Annotated in this window: 22 protein-coding genes, 4 pseudogenes and 2 other annotated features (1 of these 28 running past the window's edge); of the genes and pseudogenes, 24 read left to right on the forward strand and 2 right to left on the reverse strand. The window is 51.2% G+C overall.

Annotated elements, in window-relative coordinates; all coding sequences use genetic code 11:
• The first annotated feature begins 31 nt into the window (after positions 1-31).
• The 11 genes and pseudogenes from mreC (at position 32) to pheA (ending at position 8,107) form a co-directional block, all read left to right on the forward strand.
• Positions 32-917 (forward strand): annotated as a pseudogene (gene mreC / locus CW734_RS08550) (rod shape-determining protein MreC).
• Positions 914-1,444, forward strand: a complete 531-nt coding sequence (gene mreD, locus CW734_RS08555) for a rod shape-determining protein MreD (RefSeq protein ID WP_101190167.1) — start codon at positions 914-916, stop codon at positions 1,442-1,444. The pseudogene mreC and the gene mreD overlap by 4 nt, the downstream one beginning before the upstream one ends.
• Positions 1,444-2,133, forward strand: a complete 690-nt coding sequence (gene minC / locus CW734_RS08560; protein ID WP_101190168.1) for a septum site-determining protein MinC — start codon at positions 1,444-1,446, stop codon at positions 2,131-2,133. Before mreD ends, minC begins: the two co-directional genes overlap by 1 nt.
• A 1-nt stretch (position 2,134) precedes the next feature.
• Positions 2,135-2,938 carry a septum site-determining protein MinD gene (minD, locus tag CW734_RS08565; RefSeq protein WP_058380996.1) on the forward strand — a complete coding sequence of 268 codons (804 nt, stop codon included), beginning with the start codon at positions 2,135-2,137 and terminating at the stop codon, positions 2,936-2,938.
• An 856-nt stretch (positions 2,939-3,794) separates the two neighbouring features.
• Positions 3,795-3,868: a sequence feature (ribosomal protein L21 leader region), on the forward strand.
• Positions 3,869-3,882: 14 nt separating this feature from the next.
• Positions 3,883-4,191: a 50S ribosomal protein L21 gene (rplU, locus tag CW734_RS08570; RefSeq protein ID WP_068488425.1), complete on the forward strand. Its 309-nt coding sequence runs from the start codon at positions 3,883-3,885 to the stop codon at positions 4,189-4,191.
• A gap of 2 nt (positions 4,192-4,193) precedes the next feature.
• Positions 4,194-4,523: a ribosomal-processing cysteine protease Prp gene (locus tag CW734_RS08575; protein WP_101190169.1), complete on the forward strand. Its 330-nt coding sequence runs from the start codon at positions 4,194-4,196 to the stop codon at positions 4,521-4,523.
• Positions 4,524-4,535: 12 nt separating this feature from the next.
• Entirely contained in the window at positions 4,536-4,826 is a 291-nt protein-coding gene (gene rpmA, locus CW734_RS08580) for a 50S ribosomal protein L27 (protein ID WP_068461850.1), read from the forward strand.
• 129 nt (positions 4,827-4,955) lie between these two features.
• A complete protein-coding gene (locus tag CW734_RS08585) occupies positions 4,956-5,468 on the forward strand; it encodes a Spo0B domain-containing protein (RefSeq protein ID WP_101190170.1) in 513 nt (170 codons plus the stop codon).
• A 1-nt stretch (position 5,469) separates the two neighbouring features.
• Positions 5,470-6,758 (forward strand): annotated as a pseudogene (gene obgE / locus CW734_RS08590) (GTPase ObgE).
• Positions 6,759-6,774: 16 nt separating this feature from the next.
• On the forward strand, positions 6,775-7,227 hold the full coding sequence (locus CW734_RS08595) for an ACT domain-containing protein (RefSeq protein WP_058380990.1): 453 nt from the start codon (positions 6,775-6,777) through the stop codon (positions 7,225-7,227).
• Positions 7,228-7,246: 19 nt separating this feature from the next.
• Complete coding sequence (gene pheA, locus CW734_RS08600) at positions 7,247-8,107, forward strand: prephenate dehydratase (protein ID WP_101190171.1); 861 nt, start codon at positions 7,247-7,249, stop codon at positions 8,105-8,107.
• A gap of 52 nt (positions 8,108-8,159) precedes the next feature.
• On the opposite strand, the gene CW734_RS08605 is transcribed toward pheA, so the two are convergent.
• Positions 8,160-8,693, reverse strand: a complete 534-nt coding sequence (locus CW734_RS08605; protein ID WP_101190172.1) for a transcription repressor NadR — start codon at positions 8,691-8,693, stop codon at positions 8,160-8,162.
• A 470-nt stretch (positions 8,694-9,163) separates the two neighbouring features.
• On the opposite strand from CW734_RS08605, the gene ruvA reads away from it, so the two are divergent.
• The 13 genes and pseudogenes from ruvA to dtd all read left to right on the forward strand — a co-directional run bounded on the left by ruvA (position 9,164) and on the right by dtd (position 24,239).
• Positions 9,164-9,760: a Holliday junction branch migration protein RuvA gene (gene ruvA, locus CW734_RS08610; RefSeq protein WP_058380987.1), complete on the forward strand. Its 597-nt coding sequence runs from the start codon at positions 9,164-9,166 to the stop codon at positions 9,758-9,760.
• A 16-nt stretch (positions 9,761-9,776) separates the two neighbouring features.
• Positions 9,777-10,775 (forward strand): Holliday junction branch migration DNA helicase RuvB, encoded by a 999-nt coding sequence (gene ruvB / locus CW734_RS08615; RefSeq protein ID WP_058380986.1) that lies wholly within the window; start codon positions 9,777-9,779, stop codon positions 10,773-10,775.
• A gap of 23 nt (positions 10,776-10,798) precedes the next feature.
• Positions 10,799-11,851, forward strand: coding sequence for a tRNA preQ1(34) S-adenosylmethionine ribosyltransferase-isomerase QueA (gene queA / locus CW734_RS08620; RefSeq protein WP_145990601.1), 1,053 nt, complete (start codon positions 10,799-10,801; stop codon positions 11,849-11,851).
• Positions 11,848-12,999 (forward strand): tRNA guanosine(34) transglycosylase Tgt, encoded by a 1,152-nt coding sequence (tgt, locus tag CW734_RS08625; protein WP_232787214.1) that lies wholly within the window; start codon positions 11,848-11,850, stop codon positions 12,997-12,999. Before queA ends, tgt begins: the two co-directional genes overlap by 4 nt.
• Positions 13,000-13,024: 25 nt before the next feature.
• A pseudogene (gene yajC, locus CW734_RS08630) lies at positions 13,025-13,280 on the forward strand (preprotein translocase subunit YajC).
• A 416-nt stretch (positions 13,281-13,696) separates the two neighbouring features.
• Positions 13,697-14,017, forward strand: coding sequence for a post-transcriptional regulator (locus CW734_RS08635; RefSeq protein WP_101190174.1), 321 nt, complete (start codon positions 13,697-13,699; stop codon positions 14,015-14,017).
• A 63-nt stretch (positions 14,018-14,080) separates the two neighbouring features.
• A complete protein-coding gene (gene secDF, locus CW734_RS08640) occupies positions 14,081-16,357 on the forward strand; it encodes a protein translocase subunit SecDF (protein ID WP_101190175.1) in 2,277 nt (758 codons plus the stop codon).
• 108 nt (positions 16,358-16,465) lie between these two features.
• A complete protein-coding gene (locus CW734_RS08645; protein ID WP_101190176.1) occupies positions 16,466-16,906 on the forward strand; it encodes a LapA family protein in 441 nt (146 codons plus the stop codon).
• Positions 16,907-16,990: 84 nt separating this feature from the next.
• Positions 16,991-19,333 carry a single-stranded-DNA-specific exonuclease RecJ gene (gene recJ, locus CW734_RS08650; protein WP_101190177.1) on the forward strand — a complete coding sequence of 781 codons (2,343 nt, stop codon included), beginning with the start codon at positions 16,991-16,993 and terminating at the stop codon, positions 19,331-19,333.
• Complete coding sequence (locus CW734_RS08655) at positions 19,324-19,836, forward strand: adenine phosphoribosyltransferase (RefSeq protein ID WP_101190178.1); 513 nt, start codon at positions 19,324-19,326, stop codon at positions 19,834-19,836. Before recJ ends, CW734_RS08655 begins: the two co-directional genes overlap by 10 nt.
• 89 nt (positions 19,837-19,925) lie before the next feature.
• On the forward strand, positions 19,926-21,479 hold the full coding sequence (locus tag CW734_RS08660) for a glycosyl hydrolase family 28-related protein (RefSeq protein WP_101190179.1): 1,554 nt from the start codon (positions 19,926-19,928) through the stop codon (positions 21,477-21,479).
• A 117-nt stretch (positions 21,480-21,596) separates the two neighbouring features.
• Positions 21,597-23,786, forward strand: a pseudogene (locus CW734_RS08665) (RelA/SpoT family protein).
• A 72-nt stretch (positions 23,787-23,858) separates the two neighbouring features.
• Positions 23,859-24,239 (forward strand): D-aminoacyl-tRNA deacylase, encoded by a 381-nt coding sequence (dtd, locus tag CW734_RS08670; RefSeq protein ID WP_101190180.1) that lies wholly within the window; start codon positions 23,859-23,861, stop codon positions 24,237-24,239.
• A gap of 315 nt (positions 24,240-24,554) precedes the next feature.
• Here the strand turns inward: dtd and CW734_RS08675 are convergent, their stop codons facing one another.
• Entirely contained in the window at positions 24,555-26,120 is a 1,566-nt protein-coding gene (locus CW734_RS08675) for an N-acetylmuramoyl-L-alanine amidase family protein (RefSeq protein WP_101190181.1), read from the reverse strand.
• A 118-nt stretch (positions 26,121-26,238) separates the two neighbouring features.
• Positions 26,239-26,255: a binding site (T-box leader), on the forward strand; it runs 224 nt beyond the window's last position.

Genomic DNA, 26,255 nt, shown 5'->3' on the forward strand with positions numbered 1-26,255 from the left:
ACGAGCCAATCAATAAGGAGGATGGCCTCATATGCCACAATTTTTATCGAATAAGCGGCTTATCCTGCTGTTGATCGGCGTCATCCTGCTCGTCGCCTTGATTTCCCTGACGCTCCGGGACCGCGGCCAAGTGTCGTTGCCCGAACAGATCGTCCAGGAAGCGGTAGGCGCCGGACCATCGGTATTTTCACGGCCTGCACATTTTGTGACCGGTGTTTTGACAATATCGACTCGCTGATCAACACATTTGAAGAAACCGCCTGCTGAAAGCGCGCCTTGAGGAATTTGCGGGCGTGCAGGCAGAAGTGACCGATCTCCGTTCCGAAAACGAGGAACTGAAAGAACTGGTCGACAAAGAAGAAGATTTACGTGAATACAACCCGATCCAGGCGGTCGTCATCGCCCGCAACCCGGATCAATGGGAAGAGAAAATTATCTTGAACCGAGGCACCAACCACGGCGTCAAGGAAAATATGGCCGTCATGACCGCCGGCGGCTTGATCGGCAAAGTGACGATCGTCACGCCGACCACGTCGACGGTGGAACTGGTGACGACGCAAAACCCGAACTACCGCGTATCGGCGATGGTGCTTGGTGAGGACGATGTGTTCGGCTTGATCGAAGGCTATGACGCTGAGCGCCGTGAGCTGCTGCTGAAGCGCATTGATTTCTCGGTCGATTTGAAAGAAGGCGACCAGGTCGTCTCGAGCGGGCTCGGCGGCATTTTCCCGAAAGGCATCGTCATCGGGGAGATTACGGAAGTGACGATCGATGAATTCGGCTTGACGAAACTGGCTTATGTCAAACCGGCAGCTGACTTCTCAATGCTCAATCACGTCGTCATCGCAGACCGTCTCGTACCGGAAGTTGACGGTGAAGACAACGGAATGACAGAAGAAGAGGAAGAGGAAACATGATCCGCTTCCTCGTTCCCATCGTCTGTCTCGTGCTGTTTTTTGTCGAACCGATCTTCGGGCTATTTTCGCCCCTGTCGATCGGTGGATCGTTTTATTACGTCGTCCCGCGTTTCCTCATTTTATTCCTAATTTTTTTGACCGTTTTCTATGAACTGCGCCATGCGTTGTTTTACGGTTTGTTCTTCGGCCTCTTGTATGATGTCTTTTACATTGATATTATTGGATTATATTCTTTTCTGTATCCGGCCGTCTGCCTGATCGCCGCGTACTTTTTCAAAAAGATTCCACAAAATCTGCTATCGGCGACGCTGCTGGCACTCGGTCTTCTGCTCGCAATGGAAGTGGCACTTTACTTGTTCTTCCAATTGATCGGCTTGACCGATGCGCCGGCCGGGACGTTCCTGACATCCAGATTGTGGCCGACCTTAATCGCCAACGCCCTGTACTTAGGATTGCTTGGCTGGGTGTTCAGGTCGATGATGGTCACGCAAGATCCACAGCGTGGCACTAAGTTCGGGTTATATTAATGAAAGCGCAGGTGACAGGTTTTTTGAAAAATATCGTGAATATCAAAGGAACGAACAAAGGGCTTCTCATCCAGCTCAATGATATGGCCTCCTATACGGAAATCCTCGATGAGCTGAAGAAGAAAGTATCCGACCCTGCGCTCGAAGGGGACGCGGAAGTACAGGTCCAATTGGCGAATCGCCATTACAGCAAAGCCCAGTTGGAAGAAATCAAGAAAGTCATCCATGACAATTCGAAGATGAAAGTGATCGGCACGAAATGCGATGTCGTCACTGTCGAAGAATGCAACCGGATGATCGCTGAGCGCCAGTCGGAAACTTACGTCGGCATCGTCCGCTCAGGGCAAGTCGTCAAGGCAAAAGGCGATCTCGTCGTCATCGGCGACGTCAACCAGAACGGCCGCATCGAAGCAGGCGGAAACGTCTATGTGCTCGGGCGCCTCAAAGGCTTTGCCCATGCAGGCGCGAGCGGCAACAAAGAAGCGGTCATCGCCGCATCTTGGCTTGAAGCGACGCATCTAAAGATTGCCGATGAACTTGAGACGATGACCGATGAACTCGACAGCTTGTCGGAGCAGCCGGAAATGGAATGCGCCTATTTACATACCAGCGGCAAAATCATCATCGACCGACTGCAGGAACTGAGATTCCTGCGTCCGCAAATTTCTACGTTTAAAGGAGGAAGCTAGTGTGGGAGAAGCTATCGTAATTACATCAGGCAAAGGAGGCGTCGGCAAAACGACGTCGACTGCGAACCTCGGCACTGCATTGGCTCTTCAAGGCAAAAAAGTGTGCTTGATCGATACCGACATCGGGCTTCGCAACCTGGATGTTATTTTAGGCCTCGAGAACCGCATCATCTACGATTTGATCGATGTGCTCGAAGGCCGCTGCAAAATCCATCAGGCGCTTGTGAAAGACAAGCGTTTTGAAGACAAATTATTCCTGCTTCCGGCAGCACAGACGGCCGACAAGAACGACGTCAACCCGGAGCAGATGAAAGAATTGATCGAAGGGATGAAAGCGGACTACGACTTCATCATCATCGATTGCCCGGCCGGAATCGAACAAGGCTATAAAAATGCCGTTGCCGGTGCTGACCGCGCAATTGTCATCACGACTCCGGAAATCTCCGCAGTGCGCGATGCTGACCGCATCATCGGCTTGCTGGAGTTGGAAGAAAACCTGGAAGCGCCGAAACTCATCATCAACCGCATCCGCCCGCATTTGATGGAAGCGGGAGATGCACTCGATGTCAATGAGATCACGACGCATTTGTCGATCGACTTGCTCGGTATCGTGCCGGATGACGAACGCGTCATTTCGAGCTCGAACAAAGGTGAACCAGTCGTCATGGACCCATCGAATCCTGCAGCACTCGGCTACCGCAACATCGCGCGCCGCCTGCTAGGTGAATCGGTTCCGCTCATGACCATGGATAAGCCAAAACCCGGCATGTTCGGCAAACTCAAATCTATTTTCTCAAGCAAATAATATTCAATAGTAGAAACGCCACTGCATTTGCGGTGGCGTTTTTGTTTTCTAGAATTTAATAAAGAAGAAGTGTAGCGAATGGCTTGCGCTCCGGGCGGATGCTTTCCGAGGGGTGGGAATCGAGCCTCCTCGTCGCAAAGAACACGCTCCTGCGGGGTCTCTCAAACCCACTGATCCCTCAGGAGTCACCGCCCTGCACTCCAGCCATTGTTGTGAGCGGGATCTTTACAACCTCACTGTTAGTTTGAAGTGAGAGATGTAGTTAACAATTCATAACATATTGTTGAAACAGGGATTTTTATAAACGCAGAATCTTGCTAGTGCTAAACCAAAAAATGTATAGTCTTTTTTCTATGACGGAAAGCATGGCAAGAAGTCTAGCAATGGCGAAAACCCTATGCCCTGCACCGATATTCCAAAATGACACGTATTCTCTCGGTCATAACACCGCTCAAATTGGATCTCGCAAAGCACACATCATGACAGGGAAGCGATTTCCCCACTAGCCGGCAACTACCTCTAGAAACAGATCCGTTTAAACAAACATGGATCAACGGAATCTCCCAGCCGACCAGCGCCAAGGGTGAGCCGATGCCGAAAGACAAGCGTTCTTCTTGGCTTATGGCAAGAGGCCAACCCAAAGCAGGGAGGCGACGTTCCAAATTGACGCAAACTCGAACATAAACAACATCACCGCACTCTTCATTCCCAAAATCACAAACTAGTAAAGAAGCGATATTTAATTCCTTGACCACAATCCCAGGAATCGAAAGAGCACATCACCAACTCTTTTCAGTTCTCTGTTGACGCGGGTCTCTCCCGCATGATATTATTCTAATGTTATGTTTGTAGCGCACCCGTGCTACAACCGCTCGAACCAGGTCTTGAAGCATCGCGAGATCACCTGGATAGGCGAGTCTTAGTCTAAGAGGAGGTGCAAGGATATGTACGCAATTATTGAAACTGGTGGAAAACAAATCAAAGTGGAAGCTGGCCAAGAAATCTACGTTGAGAAAGTGAACGCAGAAGCTGGTGACACAGTAACATTTGACAAAGTTCTATTTGTAGGTGGAGACGATACTAAAGTGGGTGTTCCTTTCGTAGAAGGAGCAACTGTTACAGCGAAAGTTGAAAAACAGGGCCGCGGCAAGAAAATCACTGTCTTCAAATACAAAGCGAAAAAGAACTACCACAAAAAACAAGGCCATCGTCAGCCATTCACGAAATTGACTGTTGATGCAATCAACCTGTAAAAATGATCCAGGTGACTATTCATCAAACCGACAGCTATATTCATGGCTTTGAAATGTCGGGGCATGCGGATTTTGCCGAACACGGCCAGGATCTTGTATGTGCCGGGGCTTCAGCTGTTTCCTTCGGGGCAGTGAACGCCATTATGGAGCTGACGGGAATTGAACCGGACATCGAACAGGCGGATAGCGGTTTTTTGAAAATCGCCTTTCCGGAGAACATGGACAAAAAGACGGATGAGCAGGTTCAACTGCTGGTACGCGCTATGATCATTTCTCTGGAAACGATTGAACATGAATATGCAGACTTTATAAAAATAACCTTCACAGCTTAGGAGGTGGGACATATGTTGAAATTAAATCTTCAGTTTTTTGCATCCAAAAAAGGTGTTGGTTCAACGAAGAACGGTCGTGATTCGGAATCAAAACGCCTTGGCGCAAAACGCGCTGACGGACAAATCGTAACTGGCGGATCTATTCTTTACCGTCAACGCGGTACGAAAATCTATCCAGGCGAGAACGTTGGACGCGGCGGAGATGACACACTTTTCGCGAAAATCGACGGAACAGTACGCTTCGAGCGCTACGGCCGCGATAAGAAAAAAGTGAGCGTCTACCCGGTTGCTCAGGAAGCTTAATAAAAAACGAAAAGGGCTGCTTTCGCAGTCCTTTTTCTTTTGAAACAAGAGATATGCCAAAACCCGTGCCGGGAAATCCGGCCGGAAACTTGGTATACTGGTGGAAAGTGTGTGAAAAGGAAGTGCATTATGGACGAAAGGCTAACGGTGGCACAATCGCTTCGGCATGCGCGCCATGATTTTTTGAATGAGCTGCAGATGATCAAATTGAATCTGGATTTGGGGCGCACAGATAGAGCCCAGGCGCTCATTCGTACGTATGCCGAAGCGGCTATGCACCAAAGCCGGCTGTCGGCTCTCTCTATGCCTGAAACGGAAGAGTGGCTATTGACGGCTGGCTGGCGTTTTCCGGAGTTGCGCCTCGCGGTTTTCTGCGAAGCTAAGCGGGCGCCGCGCGAATTGGATGCGGCGCTTTGCAGCTGGCTCGAAACATTTGCGGATAGTGTCAAAAGAGCATTTTCTGACGCTTGGCCGTATCCGGTAGAGCTGCACATAATGGAAGCGGACGACCGGTTTTCGCTGGAACTGTCAGGTCCTGGCGATTGGTCGTCCCTGATTTTGGATTCACCGCAATTAGCAATTGGTAAAGCGTGCGGATCGGATCGCTCGAAAGTTGAGATCCACGCACAGATGGAGGGATAATATGTTTGTCGATCACGTAAAAGTATATGTAAAAGGTGGCGACGGCGGGGATGGCATGGTAGCATTCCGCCGCGAAAAATATGTACCGAACGGCGGGCCAGCCGGAGGCGACGGCGGGAAAGGCGCTGATATCGTCTTCCAAGTCGATGAAGGCTTGCGCACGTTGATGGATTTCCGTTTCAAACGGATCTTTAAAGCCGAGCGCGGGACGCACGGCATGAGCAAAACCAGCACGGCGCCAAAGCACATGACACAATCATCAAAGTTCCGCCGGGCACTGTCGTCAAAGACGCAGAAACTGGCGAAACGATCGCCGATTTGGTCGAAGAGGGACAAACGGCCGTCATCGCACGCGGTGGGCGTGGCGGACGTGGAAACTCGCGTTTTGCGACGCCTCAAAACCCGGCTCCTGAACTTTCGGAAAAGGGCGAACCGGGCTTAGAGCGCAATGTTGTCTTGGAATTGAAAGTATTGGCGGATGTCGGCCTTGTCGGCTTCCCGAGTGTCGGGAAATCGACGCTATTGTCGGTCGTCACTGCAGCCAAACCGAAAATCGGTGCGTATCATTTCACGACGATCGTCCCGAATCTCGGAATGGTCCAAACAGAAGACCAACGCAGCTTCGTCATGGCCGATTTGCCTGGATTGATTGAAGGCGCACATGAAGGAATCGGCCTTGGCCATCAATTCCTGCGCCATATCGAACGGACGCGCGTTATCGTCCACATTATCGATATGTCGGGCATGGAAGGCCGCGATCCTTATGAGGATTATGTGACCATCAACGAAGAACTGAAGCAATACAATATGCGCTTGACTGAACGCCCGCAACTCATTGTGGCGAACAAGATGGACATGCCGGATGCGGAAGAAAACTTGGAAGAGTTCCGCAAAAAATTGCCGGAAGACGCGAAAGTGTTCCCGATTTCCGCATTGTCGAGAAAAGGTTTGAACAATCTGATGTTTGCGGTAGCCGACTTGCTTGAAGTGACGCCTGAATTCCCGATGGAAGACGAGGCAGATCCGGATGCAGCGGATACGGTTCTTTACAAGCACGAATTGCAAGGCGACGGATTCGATATTTCACGCGACCCGGACGGTGCTTTTGTTCTTTCCGGTTACGCAATCGAGCGGATGTTCAAGATGACCGACTTCTCTCGTGAAGATTCGATTCGCCGATTCGCCCGCCAAATGCGCGGCATGGGCATTGATGATGCTCTTCGCGAGCGCGGGGCAGAAAACGGCGACACGGTCCGTTTGCTTGAATTTGAGTTCGAATTCACCGACTGATGCGGAGGGTACTTGAATGAAGGATATTTCGGAACAACGCTATTACCTGGTGCGGGAAGATGTACTGACGGAAGCGATGGTCAAGACGCTGGAAGTGAAAAAACTGCTTCAGCGGGACCGGATGTCCATTTTGGATGCGGTCGCACAGACCGGATTGTCGCGCTCGGCATTCTATAAATACCGTGACGCGGTTTTTCCGTTTCATTCCATCGTCAAAGAGCGGATCTTGACGGTTTTCCTGCAATTGGAAGACCGTTCCGGCACGCTTGCAACTTTGCTTCAATCCGTTGCGGAAATGGGCTGCAATATTTTGACCATCCATCAGACCATTCCGATCCAAGGGCGTGCGAACGTGACCTTGTCACTCGATGTGACGGCGATGGACGTCGACTTGGACATGTTCTTGCAGCAATTGAAAAAACTCGACTTTGTAGAGTCGGCCGATGTGGTATCGAGCGGTTCGTCATAAATGTAGGGGGAATGAGTCCATGACTAGAGAGAAAAAGAGAATTTCGTTTTTAGGCCCGGAAGCGTCGTTTACGCATTTGGCAGCTTCCAAAGTATTTCCAACAGAACAGTTGATGCCGTATACGACCATTCCCGAATGCATCGAAGCGGTCGCGGATGGCACGGTCGATTATGCGGTTGTGCCGCTGGAAAATGCGCTCGAAGGATCGGTGCCGCTGACGGTGGATTATTTGTTCCACGAAGCGGAGCTCTATGTGACGGCGGAAGTGCTGTCGCCGATCGAGCAACATTTGCTGGTCCATCCGGAAAACCGCGGCGCGGAATCGTTCGAAGCGATCTATTCACATCCGCACGCTTTGGCGCAATGCCATAAATTCCTGTACTACACTTACAAGCACACGCCGCTTGAGCAATACAGCTCGACAGCGGCGGCTGCTAAAATGGTGGCAGAACTGCCTGAGCGCAATATTGCGGCGATCGCCAATGATTACGCAGCGGAAAAATACGGCTTGGACATCGTGCAGCGCGACATCCACGATTTTCATTTCAACCACACGCGCTTTTTCGTGTTGTCGAGAAGCAACCATAAATTGACCGATCCGGGACACGAAGCGCAGATCAAGACGACCTTGATGATCACGCCGCCAAAAGACGACCGGTCTGGTGTTTTGCACCAGGTATTGTCGGTATTCGCGTGGCGCCAATTGAACTTGTCGAAGATCGAATCGCGCCCTTTGAAAACAGGGCTCGGCAATTATTTCTTTATCGCCGACGTATTGGAAGATGAGAATGCGGCGATGATGCGCGGTGCCTTCGAAGAGCTCAAGGCTCTCGGCTGCGGCGTCAAGACGCTCGGTTCCTACTATACGTATAATTCATAAGAAGCACGCACGAAAAATCCCCGGACGCCTCATTGGCATCCGGGGATTTTGCTTATTCTACTTCTTCGAGCAGATAGCCGTGCTGCTTCATCGCTTCGACTGCTTGCGCAAGTGTTTCAGGAAGGTCTGCCGTGATGGTGTGGATATGCGTGCCTTCTGTCAGTTCCAGTAAATAGCTGGCGCCGGTATCGCGTATGCGCTGCATGAACAAATCGACATCAAGCGGCGTCGAGACGTGGATCCCAGCCGTCAGTTCGCCGTAGACAGGATGTTCGATCGAGACGTCTTTGACCGTGACGCCGCAGTCGACCAATAGACGCAATTCCGCTTCCGTCTCTTGCGGCTGGTGATTGCAGGCGATGCGCCGGCTCACTTGTTTATTGCCGCTTGGGTCCAAGTACAGGTAGCCTTGGCTCGTCGCAATGATGGGCTCGCCTTTCGCTTTCAATAAGGTCATGTCGCCGACCACCACTTGCCGCGACACTTGCGCGAGTTTTGCAAGTGCGCTGCCGGTCATCGGCCGACCCGCCTGCTTCAGCTCATCCAATAAAACATTGCGGCGTTCTTCACCGTATAACTTTTTCATGAAAACCCTCCGTTGATTACCAAATTACATATTGTACTCTGAAATTGCCTTTCTGTAAAAATCATTTAAGGCCACTCCTGGTGTGTTCAGCAATATATATAATGTAGCAAAACTGCGAAGACTCCCGCGGGAAAGCGAGAAAGCCGAGACCCCGCAGGTCGCAAAGCGACTGAGGAGGCTTGGCGCTCGCCCGCAGGAAACGAATGGACGAAAGTAAGTGAGTCCATGCGTTTGCGATGCTCGAACGCAGAGAGAGTTGAGCAAAGCTTTTCTTTTAGCAGATTTGCGGAATGCGTTGAGTGAGTGAATTTGACTTCACCATATAATTTTATTTTAACATAAAGAGAAACTTCAATCAGCGAGGAGCTCTTTTAGCGCTTCACAATGTCCAGCCGAACCGGATAGCTTTCTTCGTAGGAGCGGGTGGAATATGGTATAATCAATAGGTTGAAAATGAAAGGGCGAGTGCAATGTACGATTACATAAAAGGCCAAGTCACGCGTGTGACGCCTGAATATTTAGTAGTGGAACAGCAGGGAGTCGGCTGGCAGATCTTTGCCCCGAACCCGTATTCATTCGGATCGGATGAACTGCAGATTTTCGTGCATCATCATGTGCGGGAAGACGCACAATTTCTATTCGGCTTTCCAACGCTCGAGCAGCGGGAATTGTTCCGCAAGCTCATCAGCGTTTCCGGTATCGGCCCTAAAGGCGCACTTGCGATTTTGGCATCTGGCCAGCCGCAATTCGTCATCGAGGCGATCGAGCAGGAAGATGAGAAGTATTTAGTGAAATTCCCTGGCGTCGGCAAGAAAACCGCCCGCCAGATGATCTTGGATCTAAAAGGCAAGCTGACGGATTTCTTCGGGGAATCCTATGCAGAAGCCGGGCAGCCGGACTTGTTCGGTGGCGACGAATCAGAGCTTGAAGAAGCGATGCTCGCACTTGGGGCGCTTGGTTATTCCGAACGCGAGATCACGAAAGTGAAGCCTCAATTGAAAGGCCTGGAACTCGACACCGAAGGCTATATGAAAAAAGCGCTTCAATTATTATTGAAACAAACTTAACAAGGAGGCGAACGCCATGGAAGAACGCATTATCGACGGCGAGATTTCGGAATTTGATGAGCGCTTTGAACAATCGTTGCGTCCACAGCGTTTGTCGCAATATATCGGCCAGCAGAAAGTAAAGCACAATTTGGAGATTTTCATCGAAGCGGCGAAAATGCGCAACGAATCGCTTGACCATGTGCTGCTTTACGGGCCGCCGGGTCTCGGGAAAACGACGCTGGCGACCGTCATCGCCAATGAAATGGAAGTCGGCGTGAAGATGACTTCTGGCCCCGCGATTGAACGGCCCGGCGATTTGGCGGCGATCGTTTCGTCACTCGAGCCGGGAGACGTATTGTTCATCGATGAGATCCATCGATTGAACCGTTCGATCGAAGAAGTGCTGTATCCGGCGATGGAGGATTTCTGCCTCGATATCGTTGTCGGCAAAGGCCCGACTGCACGTTCTGTGCGGCTCGATTTGCCGCCGTTCACTTTGATCGGGGCGACGACGCGCGCAGGCGCATTATCGGCCCCGCTGCGCGATCGTTTCGGCGTCTTATCAAGGCTCGAGTATTACGACACGGAAGCCTTGACGGATATCGTCGAACGCAGCGCCGCTTTGTTCGAAGCGGATATCGACCCGCATGCTGCCATTGAGATCGCACGCCGTTCCCGCGGCACCCCGCGTATCGCGAACCGCTTGCTAAAACGCGTGCGCGATTACGCGATGGTGCGCGGCAATGGCTCGATCACGACCGAAATGGCCGAGCAAGCTTTGGAGATGCTGCAAGTAGACCCGCTCGGTCTTGACCATATCGACCACAAGCTACTCACCGGCATGATCAGCCGTTTCCGCGGTGGGCCTGTCGGCGTGGACACGATCGCTGCAAGCATCGGCGAGGAATCGACGACGATCGAAGACGTCTACGAACCGTATCTATTGCAGATCGGCTTTATTCAACGGACACCGAGAGGGCGCACTGTGACGCCTCTTGCATACGAACACTTTAAAATGGAGATGCCTGAATGACTAAACTAACAAATGAACAGCAATTGAATGTAAATGATTTTGATTTTGAATTGCCGGAAGAATTGATCGCGCAAACGCCGCTTCTTGACCGAACGTCTAGCCGCCTGCTGGTGATGGACAAAGAAACAGGAGCGGTCGAACATAAGCATTTCCGCGACATCCTCGGCCATCTGCATGCTGGCGACACACTCGTGTTGAACGATACCCGCGTACTTCCGGCGCGCCTCATGGGCACGAAAGAAGAGACCGGTGCCAACATTGAAGTGCTGCTGTTGAAGCAGACGGAAGAAGATGTTTGGGAAACGCTCGTCAAGCCGGCCAAGAAAGTGAAAATCGGCACGGTCGTGTCATTCGGCGACGGCTTGTTGCGCGCTGAATGCACAGGGGTCCTGGACCATGGAGGGCGCCATTTTAAATTTATCTACGACGGTATTTTCTATGAAATCCTTGACCAATTAGGCGAAATGCCGCTACCGCCCTATATCCGCGAAAAGCTGGAAGACCAGGACCGTTACCAGACGGTGTTCGCGAAAGAGCGGGGCAGCGCCGCAGCACCGACCGCTGGGCTTCATTTTACCGATGAATTATTGGAAGAAATCCGCAACAAAGGCGTCAATATCGCATTCATCACCTTGCACGTCGGGCTCGGCACGTTCCGCCCGGTATCAGTGGAATCGATCGAAGACCACGAAATGCACGCAGAATTCTACCGCATCACGAAAGAAACCGCGGATCTGATCAATGAAACAAAACAGCAAGGCGGCCGCGTCATTTCCGTCGGCACGACATCGACGCGCACGCTCGAGTCGGTCGCGAAGAAATTCGGCGGCAACTTGCAGGAAGACAATGGCTGGACGGATATTTTCATCTACCCAGGCTATCGTTTTGAAGCAGTGGACGGACTCATCACCAACTTCCATTTGCCGAAATCGACGCTTGTCATGCTCGTCAGCGCCATGTCGAACCGAGATGCCATTTTGAATGCGTATAATGAAGCTGTCCAAGAGCGCTACCGCTTTTTCAGCTTCGGCGACGCGATGTTTATTGAACCGCAGAAAAAGGAGACCGAATCATGACCCATGCAGTAACATACGAACACATCAAAACATGTAAACAAACAGGCGCACGCCTTGGCATCGTCCATACGCCGCACGGCTCTTTCGAAACGCCTGCCTTCATGCCGGTTGGCACACAAGCGACCGTCAAGACGATGAGCCCGGAAGAATTGAAGGCGATGAACGCCGGCATCATCCTGAGCAATACGTATCACCTGTGGCTGCGCCCAGGAAATGACGTCATCAAGGAAGCGGGCGGCCTTCATAAATTTATGAACTGGGACCGTCCGATCCTCACAGATTCCGGCGGTTTCCAGGTATTCTCACTGAGTGAGTTCCGCAATATCAAAGAAGAAGGCGTTCATTTCCGTAACCATATGAACGGCGATAAACTGTTCTTGAGCCCGGAAAAAGCGATGCAAATCCAGAACGACCTCGGATCGGACATCATGATGGCGTTTGACGAATGCCCGCCATACCCGGCAACGCATGAATACATGAAATCCAGCGTCGAGCGCACGTCGCGCTGGGCGGAACGCTGCCTCGAGGCACACGCGCGCCCGCAGGACCAAGGGCTCTTTGGCATCATCCAGGGCGGCGAGTACGAGGACTTGCGCAGACAAAGCGCAGAAGACCTGGTGGCGCTCGACTTCCCGGGCTACGCAATCGGCGGATTGTCGGTCGGTGAACCGAAAGATGTCATGAACCGTGCGCTCGAATTCACGACGCCATTCATGCCGTTTGACAAGCCCCGTTATTTGATGGGCGTCGGCTCGCCCGATTCTTTGATCGACGGTGCGATCCGCGGCATCGATATGTTCGACTGTGTACTGCCGACACGCATCGCCCGCAACGGTACGCTGATGACAAGTGAAGGCCGACTGAATTTGAAAATGCGAAATTCAAGCGCGATTTCACGCCGATCGACGAGAAATGCACGTGCTATACATGCACCAATTACACGCGCATATGTGCATCATTTATTGCGTGCAGATGAAACCTTCGGAATTCGCCTTACGAGTTATCATAACCTGCATTTTCTGTTAAACTTAATGGAACAGGTGCGTCAAGCGATCCGCGAAGACCGCCTGGGAGATTTCCGCGAAGAATTTTTGAAGCGTACGGATTCAATAAGCCGAATGCAAAAATTTCTGAGTTCGAAACGATAGAGAACACGAAAGGGGAAATTGAACAATGGAAACATTAATTGCGTTATCACCTTTACTATTGATGTTCTTGCTGATGTGGCTCTTCATCATCCGCCCGGCGCAAAACGCCAAAAACGACAGCCAACATGCAGTCGGAATTGAAGCGTGGGGACCGCATCGTGACGATCGGCGGCTTGCATGGCCAAGTCGACGCAGTAGACGATTCAACCATCTACATCACGGTAGCTGACGGCACGCGTATGCAATTCGAGCGCCAAGCAATCGCCCGCATCGTTGAATAAGTAACCGCAAAACCGTCTTCCTTTCGGGAGGCGTTTTTCGTCCATTGGGAAATCCACTATACTCTAACTGAACAAAGCTATTTATAGCCTTTATAAGAACAATATTATGTAAAATAAATGAAGCTGTAGATTAAGTAGCCTATTTTGGTTAGTTTCTTATCTAATGTATATACTCAAATTAAAGAGCGGAAGGCGGCGACTCCTGCGGGAATAGCATGAGTCTTGAGACCCCACAGGGAGCGAAGCGACCGAGGAGGCTCAAGCCATGCCCGCGGAAAGCGTCCGCATGCAGCGATTTCATTAACTTATTTTAACCAAAATAAATTAAACAATTTTCCAAAAATTTTTATGCATTTGTTCTAAAATTTCCATCTGGGAGTTACAATGGAAACAGAACTGCAGAAAGGAGAACCGACATGATGAGCTATCCGGAAAAATACGAGCAGGTGCTGCCAGCATTGGAAAGCAAATGCAGCGAATTCACGTATTTGCAATATGAAACATTCACCCCGGAAGCCTTGTGGGATTATTGCCTGAAAAAAGCGTGGAAAAAGAAAAAAGTCGAAGACATGCGCTTGCATGAGATGGTGTCGGATATTATGGATCTGACAGCCTCCGATTTTGTCGCTTACCATCAGGTGGAAGCCTTTAAAACCGCGAACTTTTTCACGGAAGACAGCATGGAGGATCTGCAGCAGCTTCTTCGTCCGGCGCGCCAGAAACCGCGTGGGATTTGACACCTTTTGGCACGTCACCGATAATGTAAGTGCTGTGTTCTATATTGAGGAGGAACTATACATATGAAAGCAAGATCTCGCATCATCGCCTTTTTCCTGCTGGTATTCATGCTCATTGGCCTGATTGGCACGACCAGCCTGCCGATTGCCAAAGACATCAATCTCGGGCTTGATCTGCAGGGCGGATTTGAAGTTCTTTATCAAGTCGAACCGCTCGAAGAAGGACAGGAAATTACAGAAGAAGTCGTCTCTGATACGACAGATGCGCTGAGAAGCCGCATCGATGTGCTCGGCGTCAGTGAGCCGAGCATCCAAATCGAAAGCGGCAACCGCATACGCGTTCAATTGGCGGGTATTGAAGACCAATCGTCTGCCCGTGAGCTGCTTTCAACAGAAGCGAATTTATCGTTCCGCGATGCAGATGATAATGTCATGCTATCGGGGAATGACCTCGCGCAAGGCGGTGCGACGGCTACTTTCAACCAGGAAGGCCAGCCGATCGTCACGCTTGAACTGAACGAACCGGGCAAATTCGCTGAAGTGACGGGCGAAATCGCTCAAAAGCCGGCACCGGATAATGTCCTGGTCATCTGGCTCGATTTTGAAGAAGGCGTCGATTCCTATCAGGAAGAACGCCTGGAAGCGGATCCGAAATTCGTTTCCGACCCGCGTGTGTCGCAACGCATCAATTCACCAAGTGTTGAAATCTCCGGTTCCTTTACAGTTGAGGAAACGCAGAATTTGGCCGGTATTTTGAACGCCGGGGCGCTTCCGGTAAAACTCGAAGAAGTGTATTCGACTTCTGTCGGGGCGCAATTTGGTGAACAGGCGCTTGACCAGACGACTTTCGCTGCCGGAATCGGCATCGCGGCAGTTCTCATCTTCATGCTTTTGTTCTACCGTTTCCCAGGCGCGATCGCAGTCGTCACGCTATCCGCTTACGTCTATTTGATCCTTGTGATCTTCCAGTGGATTGGCGGGGTGCTGACCTTGCCAGGTATCGCAGCTATCATGCTCGGTGTCGGGATGGCAGTCGATGCCAATATCATCACCTATGAGCGCATACGCGAAGAATTGCGGACGGGTCAGTCTGTGCGGGATGCGTTTCGTACAGGCGCAAGATCTTCATTTTCTGCGATCATCGACGCGAATATCACGACACTTCTAGCTGCCACCGTCTTGTTCTATTTCGGCACAAGCTCCGTCAAAGGGTTTGCGACGATGCTGATTATTTCCATTCTTGCCAGCTTCCTGACTGCTGTATGGGGTTCTCGTCTTCTGCTTGGTTTGTGGGTATGGAGCGGATTCCTGGATGATAAACCGGGATGGTTCGGCTTATCGAAAAACAAGATTCACTCAAAAGAAGAAAATCTTCACATCACGGATTTGACGACGCCTTACGACCGCTTTGATTTTGCCGGCAACCGCCGCAAATTCTTCGCTGCCTCGCTTGCGCTCATTTTAGCAGGCATGGTCGTGCTGTCGATTTTCCAATTGAACTTAGGAATCGATTTCTCCAGCGGTACACGCGTCGAAGTCACTTCTGAATCTTCATTGACAAAAGATGAAGTGGAGAGCTTCGTGGAAAGTGCGGGCTACCCGTCTGACGATATCGTCATGGCAGGGGAAGATTCTTCAATCGGCGTCGTCCGATACAGCGAAGAATTCAGCCAAACGGAAATTGAAGAATTGAAATCTGCGGCTATAGACGAATACGGCATCGAGCCGAATGTCTCGACCGTATCACCGACCGTCGGCATTGAACTCGCACAAAATGCCTTGATGGCACTTGCCATTGCGGCAGTCGGCATTATCATCTATGTGGCATTCCGCTTCGAATGGCGCATGGGTGTGGCCTCGGTCGTCGCGCTTCTGCATGATGCGTTCTTCATTGTCGCGGCATTCAGCTTGCTGCGGCTGGAAGTGGACATTACGTTTATTGCAGCCGTTCTGACGATTGTTGGTTATTCAATCAACGACACGATTGTCACCTTTGACCGGATCCGCGAGAATATGCGCCGCGTCAAGAAGGTGGAAACAGTGGAGCAATTGGAGAAAATCGTCAATACTTCGCTGCGCCAGACCTTGACGCGTTCGGTCAATACCGTCATGACGGTATTCCTTGTCGTGCTCGCGCTTCTGATTTTCGGCGCTGCATCGATTACGAATTTCTCGATCGCATTATTGATCGGCTTGATCGCAGGAACGTATTCATCGATCTTCATCGCTGCCCAGCTATGGCTCGTATTGAAAAAACGCGAGTTGAACAAGAAGGGGCCGATCGATATCGAGAAGAAAGAACAAGAGTCCAAATGGGGCTCTGACGAACCGGTCGTTTAAGTTTAATAGGAGAAAGGGACAGGGTATAGAGTATTGATACCTTGTCCCTTTTTTTATGCAAAAAAGCGGCACGGTGTACGCAGCTTGAAAAAAGAAAGGATGGTTCACATGAAATTGCAATGGCTCTTATTGCTCGGACTTGTTTTTGCTATCATCATCGCGGTATTTGCAGTATTTAATGTCGATAATGTGCCGGTCAATTATGTGTTCGGCGAATCACAATGGCCATTGATCCTGGTCATTCTCGTGTCCGCATTGCTCGGCTTCCTGTTATCGAGCATTCTCGCCATGACGCGCACTTACCAATTGAAGCGCAAAGTGAAGACGCTCCAAAAAGAAGTGGCGGTCAAGGAATCGCTTATCGCCACACAGCAGAACGAAATCGCTGAATACCAGCGCGCAGGCGTTACGCCTGATGCAATGGTCGTCACCGGGGAAGAACGGACGCAAGATGCGGACGACTCGCTCCGGTCACAGCCTAAACGCGACGAGTTCGGCGTCAACGACACAGAAGACCGCCGTCCGGACACACGCCGCGACGGATTGTAAAAAATGAACCTTTCGGCTAAGCGCCGAAAGGTTTTTGTCTGCCCGCTGATGTTGTATAATGTACGGGTGAGGAAGTGAGATCCAATGATTGAATCGAAAAAAAGATGGCAATTGACAAGCCCGGATGAACAATCCGTCCAGAACTTACAAGAAGCGCTATCCTTGTCCTCTGTGCTGGCGAAGATCCTCGTCACGCGCGGGATCGACACGGTGGAAAAAGCGCAGGAATTTCTGGATGTCGAATTATCCGGCATACATAATCCGTTTCTGATGAAGGATATGGACGTCGCTGTGGCGCGTATCCAACAGGCGATTGAAGCGGAAGAAAAAATTCTCGTCTACGGTGACTACGACGCAGACGGGGTGACCAGTACGACAGTGATGATGACAGTGCTGCAGGACCTGGGGGCTGATGTGTCCTTTAAGATCCCGAACCGCTTCGACCATGGCTACGGCCCGAATGCAGAACTGTTCAAGGAAGCCCATGCGGAAGGCATCAACTTGATCGTCACAGTCGATAACGGCGTCTCAGGAATCGAACCGGTGCGCTTGGCGAATGAACTGGGGATGGATGTCATCATCAGTGACCACCACGATATCGGCGATGAACTTCCCGCAGCACTCGCGGTCATTCATCCGCGGCATCCAGAAGGCAATTACCCGTTTGGCGAACTGGCCGGTGTCGGTGTTGCATTCAAGATGGCACAGGCGCTCTACGGGGACATCCCGGACCATTTGACGGAGCTGGTCGCGATCGGCACGATTGCCGATTTGGTGCCATTGCACGGTGAAAACCGCGTGCTCGTGAAAGAAGGCTTGCGTGCCTTGCAGGATTCGCCGATGCCCGCGATTGCGGCGCTCGCGGATGTTGCAGGCGTTAAGCAACGCGACATTACGGAAGAGACGATTGGCTTCATGTTCGGCCCGCGCATCAATGCGATCGGTCGCCTGCAATCAGCAGACCCGGCCGTGCGGATGTTCATGACCGACGATCCATCGGAAGCGAGATCGCTTGCAGATGGCTTGGACGTCTTGAATAAAGAACGCCAGGCGATCGTCAAGGCGATTTCCGAGCAGGCGATCGAGCAAGTGGAAGCGCGTTATGGGGAACAGCTGCCGCATGTCATCGTCGTTGCGCAGGAAGGCTGGAATCCCGGCGTCGTCGGCATCGTCGCCTCGAAATTGACCGAGAAGTTCTATCGCCCGTCGATTGTGCTGTCGCTCGACTTGGCAAACGGCAAAGCGAAAGGCTCGGCGCGCAGCATCGAAGGCTTTCATCTATACAATGAACTCGCCAAAAACCGTGACATCCTGCCGCATTTCGGCGGCCACCCGATGGCAGCAGGCATGACGCTTGCCGCGGAAGACGTCGACGAATTACGCGAGCGTTTGAACGAGCAAGCGAAAACTTCATTGACCGCAGAAAATTTGGTACCGGTCGTGTCGATCGATATTCCCGTGACGCTTGATGAAGTGGATACGGATACGATCGAAGGCATGCGCCGTCTAGCGCCCTTTGGCATGGGCTTTGCCAAGCCGAAATTTTATTTAAGCGGCGTAAAGGTTGCCGGCATCCGTAAAATCGGCGCCAGCCAAGCGCATTTGAAGATGGAGCTGGCGCAAAACGGCTCCACCCTGGATGCAGTCGGCTTCGGCATCGGTGAGCTTGGCGACGAACTGACGCCTGATGTTAAAATCGATGTCATCGGCGACCTGCAGATCAACGAATGGAACGGGCGTAAAAAACCGCAGCTATTGGTGGAAGATATCCGTACGGACGAATGGCAATTATTCGACATCCGTGGCATTCGCCAAGTCAGCCGCTGGTCGAAGCTTATCCCAAAACAGAACCAGGTATTCGTCGCTTTCCAGAAAGAAACGGAAGCGGTATTCAGCTCGCTGCTTGAAGGGCCGATTGTTACGGCACAAGCGCTCGCTGAATCAGATTCTGCGAAAGACCATCTCGTGCTATTGGATCTGCCGGATTCAGAAGAGCAGCTGTCGTCCGTACTCAAACAGTTGCGGCCGAAGCGCGTCTATGCCCATTTCTATGCGCAGGAATCCCAGTATTTCGAGCGCATTCCGGACCGTGACCAATTCAAATGGCTGTTCGGTTTCGTCAAGAAGCGCGGCACTTTCGATTTCAAAAAGAACGGCGAAGAACTCGCCAAACATAAAGGCTGGAGCCGGGAAACTTTATTTTTCATGCTTCAGGTGTTTTTTGAACTCGGTTTTGTTACACTTAACAATGGAATTACCGAGATTGCACAGGCTCCGGGAAAACGTGATCTTTCAGAAGCGCCAGCTTATAAAAAGCGCGAGCGGCAGATTGCTTTGGAACAAAAGCTCTTGTATGCATCCTATCGGGATCTAAAAGACTGGTTTGACGCCCAAGTGTCAGCCAAGGAGGAAGAATTATGGATTTAAAGCAATATATAACCATCGTAGAAGATTGGCCGAAGCCAGGAATCAAGTTCAAGGATATTACATCTTTGATGGACAGCGGCGAAGCCTATAAATACGCAACGGATCAAATCGTCGCATATGCGAAGACAGTTGATGCAGAAATCATCGTCGGGCCGGAAGCTCGCGGCTTCATCATCGGCTGCCCTGTCGCTTATGCTCTTGAAATCGGCTTTGCGCCAGTCCGCAAAGAAGGCAAATTGCCGCGTGAAGTGATTCGCGCACAATACGGCCTCGAGTACGGGACAGACGTATTGACGATGCATAAAGATGCCATCAAACCGGGACAGCGCGTCTTGATCACGGACGATCTTTTGGCTACCGGCGGAACGATCAACGCAACGATCAACCTGGTCGAACAGCTTGGCGGCGTTGTTGTCGGCTGCGCATTTTTAATCGAATTGACTTATTTGGATGGCCGCAAGAACCTAGACGGCTATGACGTCACAACTTTGATGCAATATTAAGAAAATCACTTTGCCTTTTTGGGCAAGGTGATTTTTTTTCTGACGGTAGGGTATGGTAGAGAAAGAAACTTGCGAGAGAGGTGATTTCCATGATCGAATTGGACAGACGGTATGACCCTGGGCAAAATAATGAATTGATCGGGCAGCTGCTAAACGATGCGACTCCTCTAGAACAGACTACCAGGGAGACCGAAGCACTGTTCAATGACATCAAGAAAGATCTTCCCCGCGTACGCATCAAGCGGCCGGTCCATTTCTTCGAGAAACTATGGTCCGTATTTGCCGATGAGTATGAAGTGGCGGATGATAACGGTTATGGCACCATTGTGTTCGGCCAGGACCTGTTTCCGGAATGGAAAGGCAAACTGGACCGCGAATACAAAAAGCTCGATTCGACGATCAACCGGCGCGTCAATATCCGCGATTACGGGGCGGTCGGCGACGGCATCACGGATTGCACCGAAGCGTTCAAAAAAGCGATCGGCAACGGCCGCGTGGAAGTGACGGTCCCGCCGGGCATCTATATTGTCAAAGGCATCCGCGTCCCGTCATGGAGCCGGATCGTCGGGGCGGGCAAGACCGCTTCCGTCATCAAGCTGCATCCGAAAGCACCGAAGCGTTCGCGTTTATTGACGAACTCCAATTATGTGACCGGCAACCGCAATATCTCGATCGAAAGCTTGAGTCTCGATTGGAATGTGGAACGGCTCGGCCAGACGGAACGCACCAATGCCTGGGGCAATTATTCGAGCTGTGTCACTTTTGCGGGCGTCACGTACGGGTGGGTGCGAGACGTGGAAGCGATCAATCCCGGACTGCACTGCGTCGACATCACGTCGCCGCTTTATAATTACGCAGGCGACGGCATGCGCGGTAGGGGCGGCAGCAAATATATCTGGGTCGATAAAGTGAACGGCTTCGGTTTCGGGGACGATGGCTTGACGACCCACCATAGCGATTATGTCTTCGTCTCGAACTGCCATTTCTCCGATCCAAGTGGAAAAGCCCATAAAAAAGGCTATTCAAATTCCAATGGCATTGAAATAGATGACGGCTCCAGGCATGTTTGGCTATGCAATAATTCCACTACGCGCTGCTTCGGTGGCATCGAAATCAAAGCACATGCCAATTCTTCGGCAGCGTCCGGCGTCTTCATTTCCGGCCATTTGTCGGTCAATGACAACCGCTCATTTAACTTTCGCCATATCGGCCATCACCTGCGGGAAGATCCCGAATCCTTGTCGGCCTATAATATCAAGGCGCAGCGGCTTGTTTCATTGGCGCCTGTGGAAACACGGCTTTATAAAGATTCGTCCCCACGCTCGCTGGTCATTTCCGGTTACCGCAACGTTGCGATTAACCGATTCCTGTTCGAAGGCGACCCGCTCTATGATTACAAAGGACGGCCCGCTTCCGCCGTACAATACCGTGCCGAGCACATTTCACTGTCAAATGGCGTCGTGCGCGGATTTCGCACGGCGGGGTCGGACATCTCGATCATGGGCGGCCAGCAGAGCGCGCGCAACGTACGCGTCAAAAACATCATGAGCGTCGACTCATCGAACAAGACCGTCGCAGTGGGCGACGACAGCAAATGGATCATGGTCGACGGCATCCGCAAACAAAAAGCAGACCGCCTGTAGCCCCTGGGGTATTTCTGGAAGATAGATGAAAACACGCAAAAGCTTTACTTTTTAGCGGAAAGTTATCTATAATAAAGAAATACTCTTCTGGAAATAAATAAAGCAAGGTGGGCAATTATGGCGAAAGATCAAGTGAGAACAGTTGAAGATGTATTCGAAATGGTTGCGTCCTATATGAATGCAGAGCACGTAGAAACGATTAAGAAGGCGTACCAGCTTGCCTATGAAGCCCATGATGGCCAATTCCGGAAATCCGGCGAACCGTATATTGTGCATCCGGTGCAAGTGGCCGGGATCCTCGCAGAATTGCAGATGGATCCGGCCACAGTCGCAGCGGGTTTTTTGCATGACGTCGTAGAAGATACCGACGTCAGCCGCGAAGACATCGTCCGCGAATTCGATGAGGAAGTCGCATTATTGGTCGATGGCGTGACGAAACTGAGCAAGATCAAGTATATGTCGAAAGAAGAACAACAGGCAGAAAACCACCGCAAAATGTTTGTCGCGATGGCGCAGGATATTCGCGTCATCCTCATCAAACTGGCTGACCGCCTGCATAATTTGCGGACCTTGAAATACCAATCGGCCGAAAAGCAGCGCATCAAAGCGAATGAGACGCTGGAGATTTTTGCGCCGATTGCACACCGCTTAGGGATCAATACGATCAAATGGGAGCTCGAAGACACGGCTCTCCGTTATTTAAATCCCCAGCAATATTACCGCATCGTCAATTTAATGAAGAAAAAACGCACGGAGCGGGAAGATTATTTGAATAACGTCATGGGCGAAATCCGCGTCCAGCTTGATGAGGTCGGCATTGAAGCCGATCTATTCGGGCGTCCAAAGCATATTTACAGCATTTACAAGAAAATGGCGATGCAAAACAAGCAATTCAATGAAATCTATGATTTGCTCGCTGTGCGCATCACTGTCGACAGCATCAAAGACTGTTACGCGGTGCTTGGCATCATCCACTCCACATGGAAGCCGATGCCGGGGCGCTTCAAGGATTACATCGCCATGCCGAAACAGAATTTATACCAATCGCTCCATACGACGGTCATCGGGCCGCAGGGCGATCCTTTGGAAGTGCAGATCCGCACCGAAGAAATGCACCGCATCGCCGAATACGGGGTCGCGGCGCACTGGGCTTACAAAGAAGGCAAGACTTCTGACAAGCCGCTCAGCTCCGTGGATTCCCGCCTGTCGTGGTTCCGCGAAATCCTTGATTTCCAGAACGAATCCGACAATGCAGAAGAATTCATGGAATCACTGAAGTTCGACTTGTTTTCGGATATGGTCTACGTGTTCTCGCCAAAAGGCGACGTTATCGAAATGCCCGACGGTTCTTGCCCGATTGATTTTGCCTACCGCGTCCATAGCGAAATCGGCAATAAGACGATCGGCGCGAAAGTGAACGGCAAAATGGTGCCACTCGATCACGAGTTGCATACCGGTGACATCGTCGAAATCTTGACGTCCAAGCAATCGGTCGGCCCGAGCCGCGATTGGCTCAATATCGCCAAATCGACACAGGCAAAAAACAAGATCAAGCAATTCTTCAAAAAGCAAGTGCGCGAGGACAATGTCCATAAAGGGCGTGACCTCGTCGAAAAAGAGATCAAAGCACAGGAATTCACTCAAAAGAAGTGCTGACAGCAGAGAACATCAAACGCGTCATTGAGAAATATAATTTCGCCAGCGAAGATGATATGTATGCGGCTGTCGGATTCAACGGCATCACCGCCCAGCAAGTCGTCAACCGTTTGGCGGAGCGCCAGCGCAAAAGCGCGAGCAGGAAGAAGCCATCGAAAAATCACCGTGGAAATGAAGTCCAGCCAGCCGAAAAACAGACGGAATCCGGCGTCATCGTACGCGGCATCGACAATATGATGATCCGTTTGTCGAAATGTTGCAACCCGGTGCCGGGTGATGCCATTCTCGGTTTTATTACCAAAGGCCGCGGCGTCTCGGTCCACCGGGCGGATTGCCCGAATATCCAGGCAGATGAATCCGACCGGCTGATTCCGGTCGAGTGGGAAAATGCAGGATCGCCTGAAAACAAATCGTATCAAATCGATATCGAAGTGCAGGCATACGACCGTACCGGCTTGATCAACGAAGTGATGCAACATGGTCAGCGAGACGAAGACGACGATTACCGCCGTCAGCGGACGTGCTGACAAAGACAAGATCGCGACGATCAATTTGTCGATCATGATTCCGCATATCTCCCACCTGAATCGTGTCGTGGAACGCATCAAGCAAATTCCGGACGTTTATTCGGTTACACGCGTGACGAATTAAGGAGGAGCCATGAAAGTCGTATTGCAGCGTTCAAAAAGCGTCCGTCACCGTTGACGGGCAAATTACAGGGCAATCGATTCCGGCTATGTCTTATTGGTCGGCATCACCCATAGCGATACACAAGCGGATGCGGTATACGCCGCCAAGAAAATTGCCGGGCTTCGCTTGTTCGAAGATGAAGACGGCAAGATGAACCGCTCGATCGAGGAAGCGGGGCAGCGTGCTGTCGATTTCAGTTCACCCTGTACGGAGACGTTAAAAGGGCGGCGCCCGAGCTTCGTCGAAGCGGCACGCCCGGAACAAGCGGAACCGTTATGGCTGAAATTCAATGAGGAATTGACAAGCCACGGCCTCCAGGTTGAAACCGGCGTATTCGGCGCGATGATGGACGTCCAGCTCGTCAACGACGGGCCGGTCACCATCATCGTCGATTCGGATGGTGCTAAGAAATAAATGAACGTATAGATGGAAATGTCTCATGCATACCTCAAATGAAATAGCGGAAGAAAAGAATCTCTTTTCTTCCGCTATTTTATTGTAGCCTGAGTTTTACGCTATTTATGATGTAGAACTTTAGATGGGAATGAAGACGGCGACTCCTGCGGGAAAGCGCGAGCTGAAGACCCTGGACTGAGCGTAGTGAGGGAAGCGGCTGAAGCCGTGCCCGTGGAAAGCGTCCGTCGCAATGGACATCTGCCATTATTTCAATGCAAAAAAGCTGTCTGAAAAGATCGGGTTTCATGATCTTTTCAGACAGCCTCTTTATATTTATTCGCTTAATTCAGAATCGAAATAGCTGATAATGCCGTTGTAAAGGCCAAGTGCCGCTTGTTCGCGGAATTGGTCGCTCGAGACGATGCGTTCTTCGTTGAAATTGCTGAGGAAGCCAAGTTCGACGAGCACCGCAGCCTGGCGATTATCCCGCAAGACGAGGTAATTGCCTTTTCTCGCGCCGCGGTCATCGAGCGTTAATTTACCGGCCAATCCTCCGTTGAGGTGCTCGGCCAATTTTTGCTGGTACGGATGCTGATAATACGAAGTGAAGCCTGAAACTGTACTGTCTTCAGTGGCATCGTAATGGATGCTGATGAAGGCGTCGGCTGCCACTTGATGGCTTTCGGCAACACGGTGGCGAAGATCGACGTAAACATCGGATTGTCTTGTCATGACGACTTCCGCCCCTGCAGAGCGCAGGTGGTGGGACAGGATTTCCGCAGTTTTCAAGGTCAGGTCTTTTTCATTCGTTTTCCGGACGCCCACTGTGCCGCCGTCATTGCCTCCGTGGCCCGGATCCAAGACGATCGTCAAGCCGTTCAGTGTGCCGGCTTTTCTTGCGGGTTGCTCTTTTTCGGACTCGGCTGTTTCAATGGCTTTTCCTGTGCGCACGACCCAATCGGCAATATAAGCTTGGCGGCCGTCTTCAAGCGCCACTAAATACCATTGGCCTTCTTTGCCTGCCACCGACAGCTGCATGCCGGCATCAGCCCGCGTGACCACTTCTGAAGATGTGTTCGCTTGTGCGCGGAGATTCGTGCCGTCGGTAAGGACGGTCACTTGTTCATCCGTAGAGCTCGCTTTTTGTGCCGGCTGGTCGGACAATTCGCCGTAGAAGGCATAGACCCATCCGGTTTTGCCGTCTGCAAGTTCAAGCTGGACCCAATTGCCGTCCATGCCTTTTACGTTGAACACTTGGCCTTCTTTAACGGAAGCCTGGATTTCTGCGTTTAAACTCGGTTCGGCACGAACATTCAGTGCGTCGACCGCGATGCGGAATGAAGAAAGTTTTTCAAGAGCTTGAGCAGTTTCTGCCGGTTCTTCGGAAGACGAGTCTTCAGGAGACGCAGCTTTCTCAGTCAAGCTTATGTACTGTGTGGAGACGAAGCCGCGGACATTGCGGAATTGCACTTCTGTCCAGTCACCGTGGCTCGCGATGACTTCCGCTTGTTCGCCGGCATTCATTTTTGACAGCACCGCAGAAGATAGATCTGCCTGCGCGCGGATGTTCAAGCTGTCGACGGACGATACGGCGGTTTGGGCTGATGTGTCTTGTGCTTGTTCTGTATTGACGAGCCAGGAAGCGACCCAGCCTTCTGTATTGCCGTGGCGGATCTCGATCCAATCGCCGCTGCGTGAAACCTGTTGTGCTTTGTCGCCTTGTTTCATCGAGCCGATCACTTCATAGCTCAGACCCGGCCCGGTCCGGATGTTGACCGTCGAGCCAGTCGCGGACACCTCGCCGTTATCTGCATGGGCAGAATTCGAAACGGCTAATGGGATCGTGCCAGATAAGGCTAAAATAAAAACCAGCAAGGTGAGTAATAATCGTCGTTGCATAGCGGCCCTCCTAAATTAAGTTCATCTTCATCATAATATCAAAAAAATCAGGCAATGTATGCAAAAGCTTGACAAGATTTCTTCAGCTGATTAAGATTGATTTATTCTACTTATATAATTTTTGCTGAAGACGGA

It is taken from the genome of Planococcus sp. MB-3u-03 (assembly GCF_002833405.1).
Taxonomy (GTDB): Bacteria; Bacillota; Bacilli; order Bacillales_A; family Planococcaceae; genus Planococcus.

Coding starts and splice junctions, on each gene's coding strand:
- mreD (WP_101190167.1), top strand. CDS start 914: ATGATCCGCTTCCTCGTTCCCATCGTCTGTCTCGTGCTGTTTTTTGTC.
- minC (WP_101190168.1), top strand. CDS start 1,444: ATGAAAGCGCAGGTGACAGGTTTTTTGAAAAATATCGTGAATATCAAA.
- rplU (WP_068488425.1), top strand. CDS start 3,883: ATGTACGCAATTATTGAAACTGGTGGAAAACAAATCAAAGTGGAAGCT.
- CW734_RS08575 (WP_101190169.1), top strand. CDS start 4,194: ATGATCCAGGTGACTATTCATCAAACCGACAGCTATATTCATGGCTTT.
- rpmA (WP_068461850.1), top strand. CDS start 4,536: ATGTTGAAATTAAATCTTCAGTTTTTTGCATCCAAAAAAGGTGTTGGT.
- CW734_RS08585 (WP_101190170.1), top strand. CDS start 4,956: ATGGACGAAAGGCTAACGGTGGCACAATCGCTTCGGCATGCGCGCCAT.
- CW734_RS08595 (WP_058380990.1), top strand. CDS start 6,775: ATGAAGGATATTTCGGAACAACGCTATTACCTGGTGCGGGAAGATGTA.
- pheA (WP_101190171.1), top strand. CDS start 7,247: ATGACTAGAGAGAAAAAGAGAATTTCGTTTTTAGGCCCGGAAGCGTCG.
- CW734_RS08605 (WP_101190172.1), bottom strand. CDS start 8,693: ATGAAAAAGTTATACGGTGAAGAACGCCGCAATGTTTTATTGGATGAG.
- ruvA (WP_058380987.1), top strand. CDS start 9,164: ATGTACGATTACATAAAAGGCCAAGTCACGCGTGTGACGCCTGAATAT.
- ruvB (WP_058380986.1), top strand. CDS start 9,777: ATGGAAGAACGCATTATCGACGGCGAGATTTCGGAATTTGATGAGCGC.
- tgt (WP_232787214.1), top strand. CDS start 11,848: ATGACCCATGCAGTAACATACGAACACATCAAAACATGTAAACAAACA.
- CW734_RS08635 (WP_101190174.1), top strand. CDS start 13,697: ATGATGAGCTATCCGGAAAAATACGAGCAGGTGCTGCCAGCATTGGAA.
- secDF (WP_101190175.1), top strand. CDS start 14,081: ATGAAAGCAAGATCTCGCATCATCGCCTTTTTCCTGCTGGTATTCATG.
- CW734_RS08645 (WP_101190176.1), top strand. CDS start 16,466: ATGAAATTGCAATGGCTCTTATTGCTCGGACTTGTTTTTGCTATCATC.
- recJ (WP_101190177.1), top strand. CDS start 16,991: ATGATTGAATCGAAAAAAAGATGGCAATTGACAAGCCCGGATGAACAA.
- CW734_RS08655 (WP_101190178.1), top strand. CDS start 19,324: ATGGATTTAAAGCAATATATAACCATCGTAGAAGATTGGCCGAAGCCA.
- CW734_RS08660 (WP_101190179.1), top strand. CDS start 19,926: ATGATCGAATTGGACAGACGGTATGACCCTGGGCAAAATAATGAATTG.
- CW734_RS08675 (WP_101190181.1), bottom strand. CDS start 26,120: ATGCAACGACGATTATTACTCACCTTGCTGGTTTTTATTTTAGCCTTA.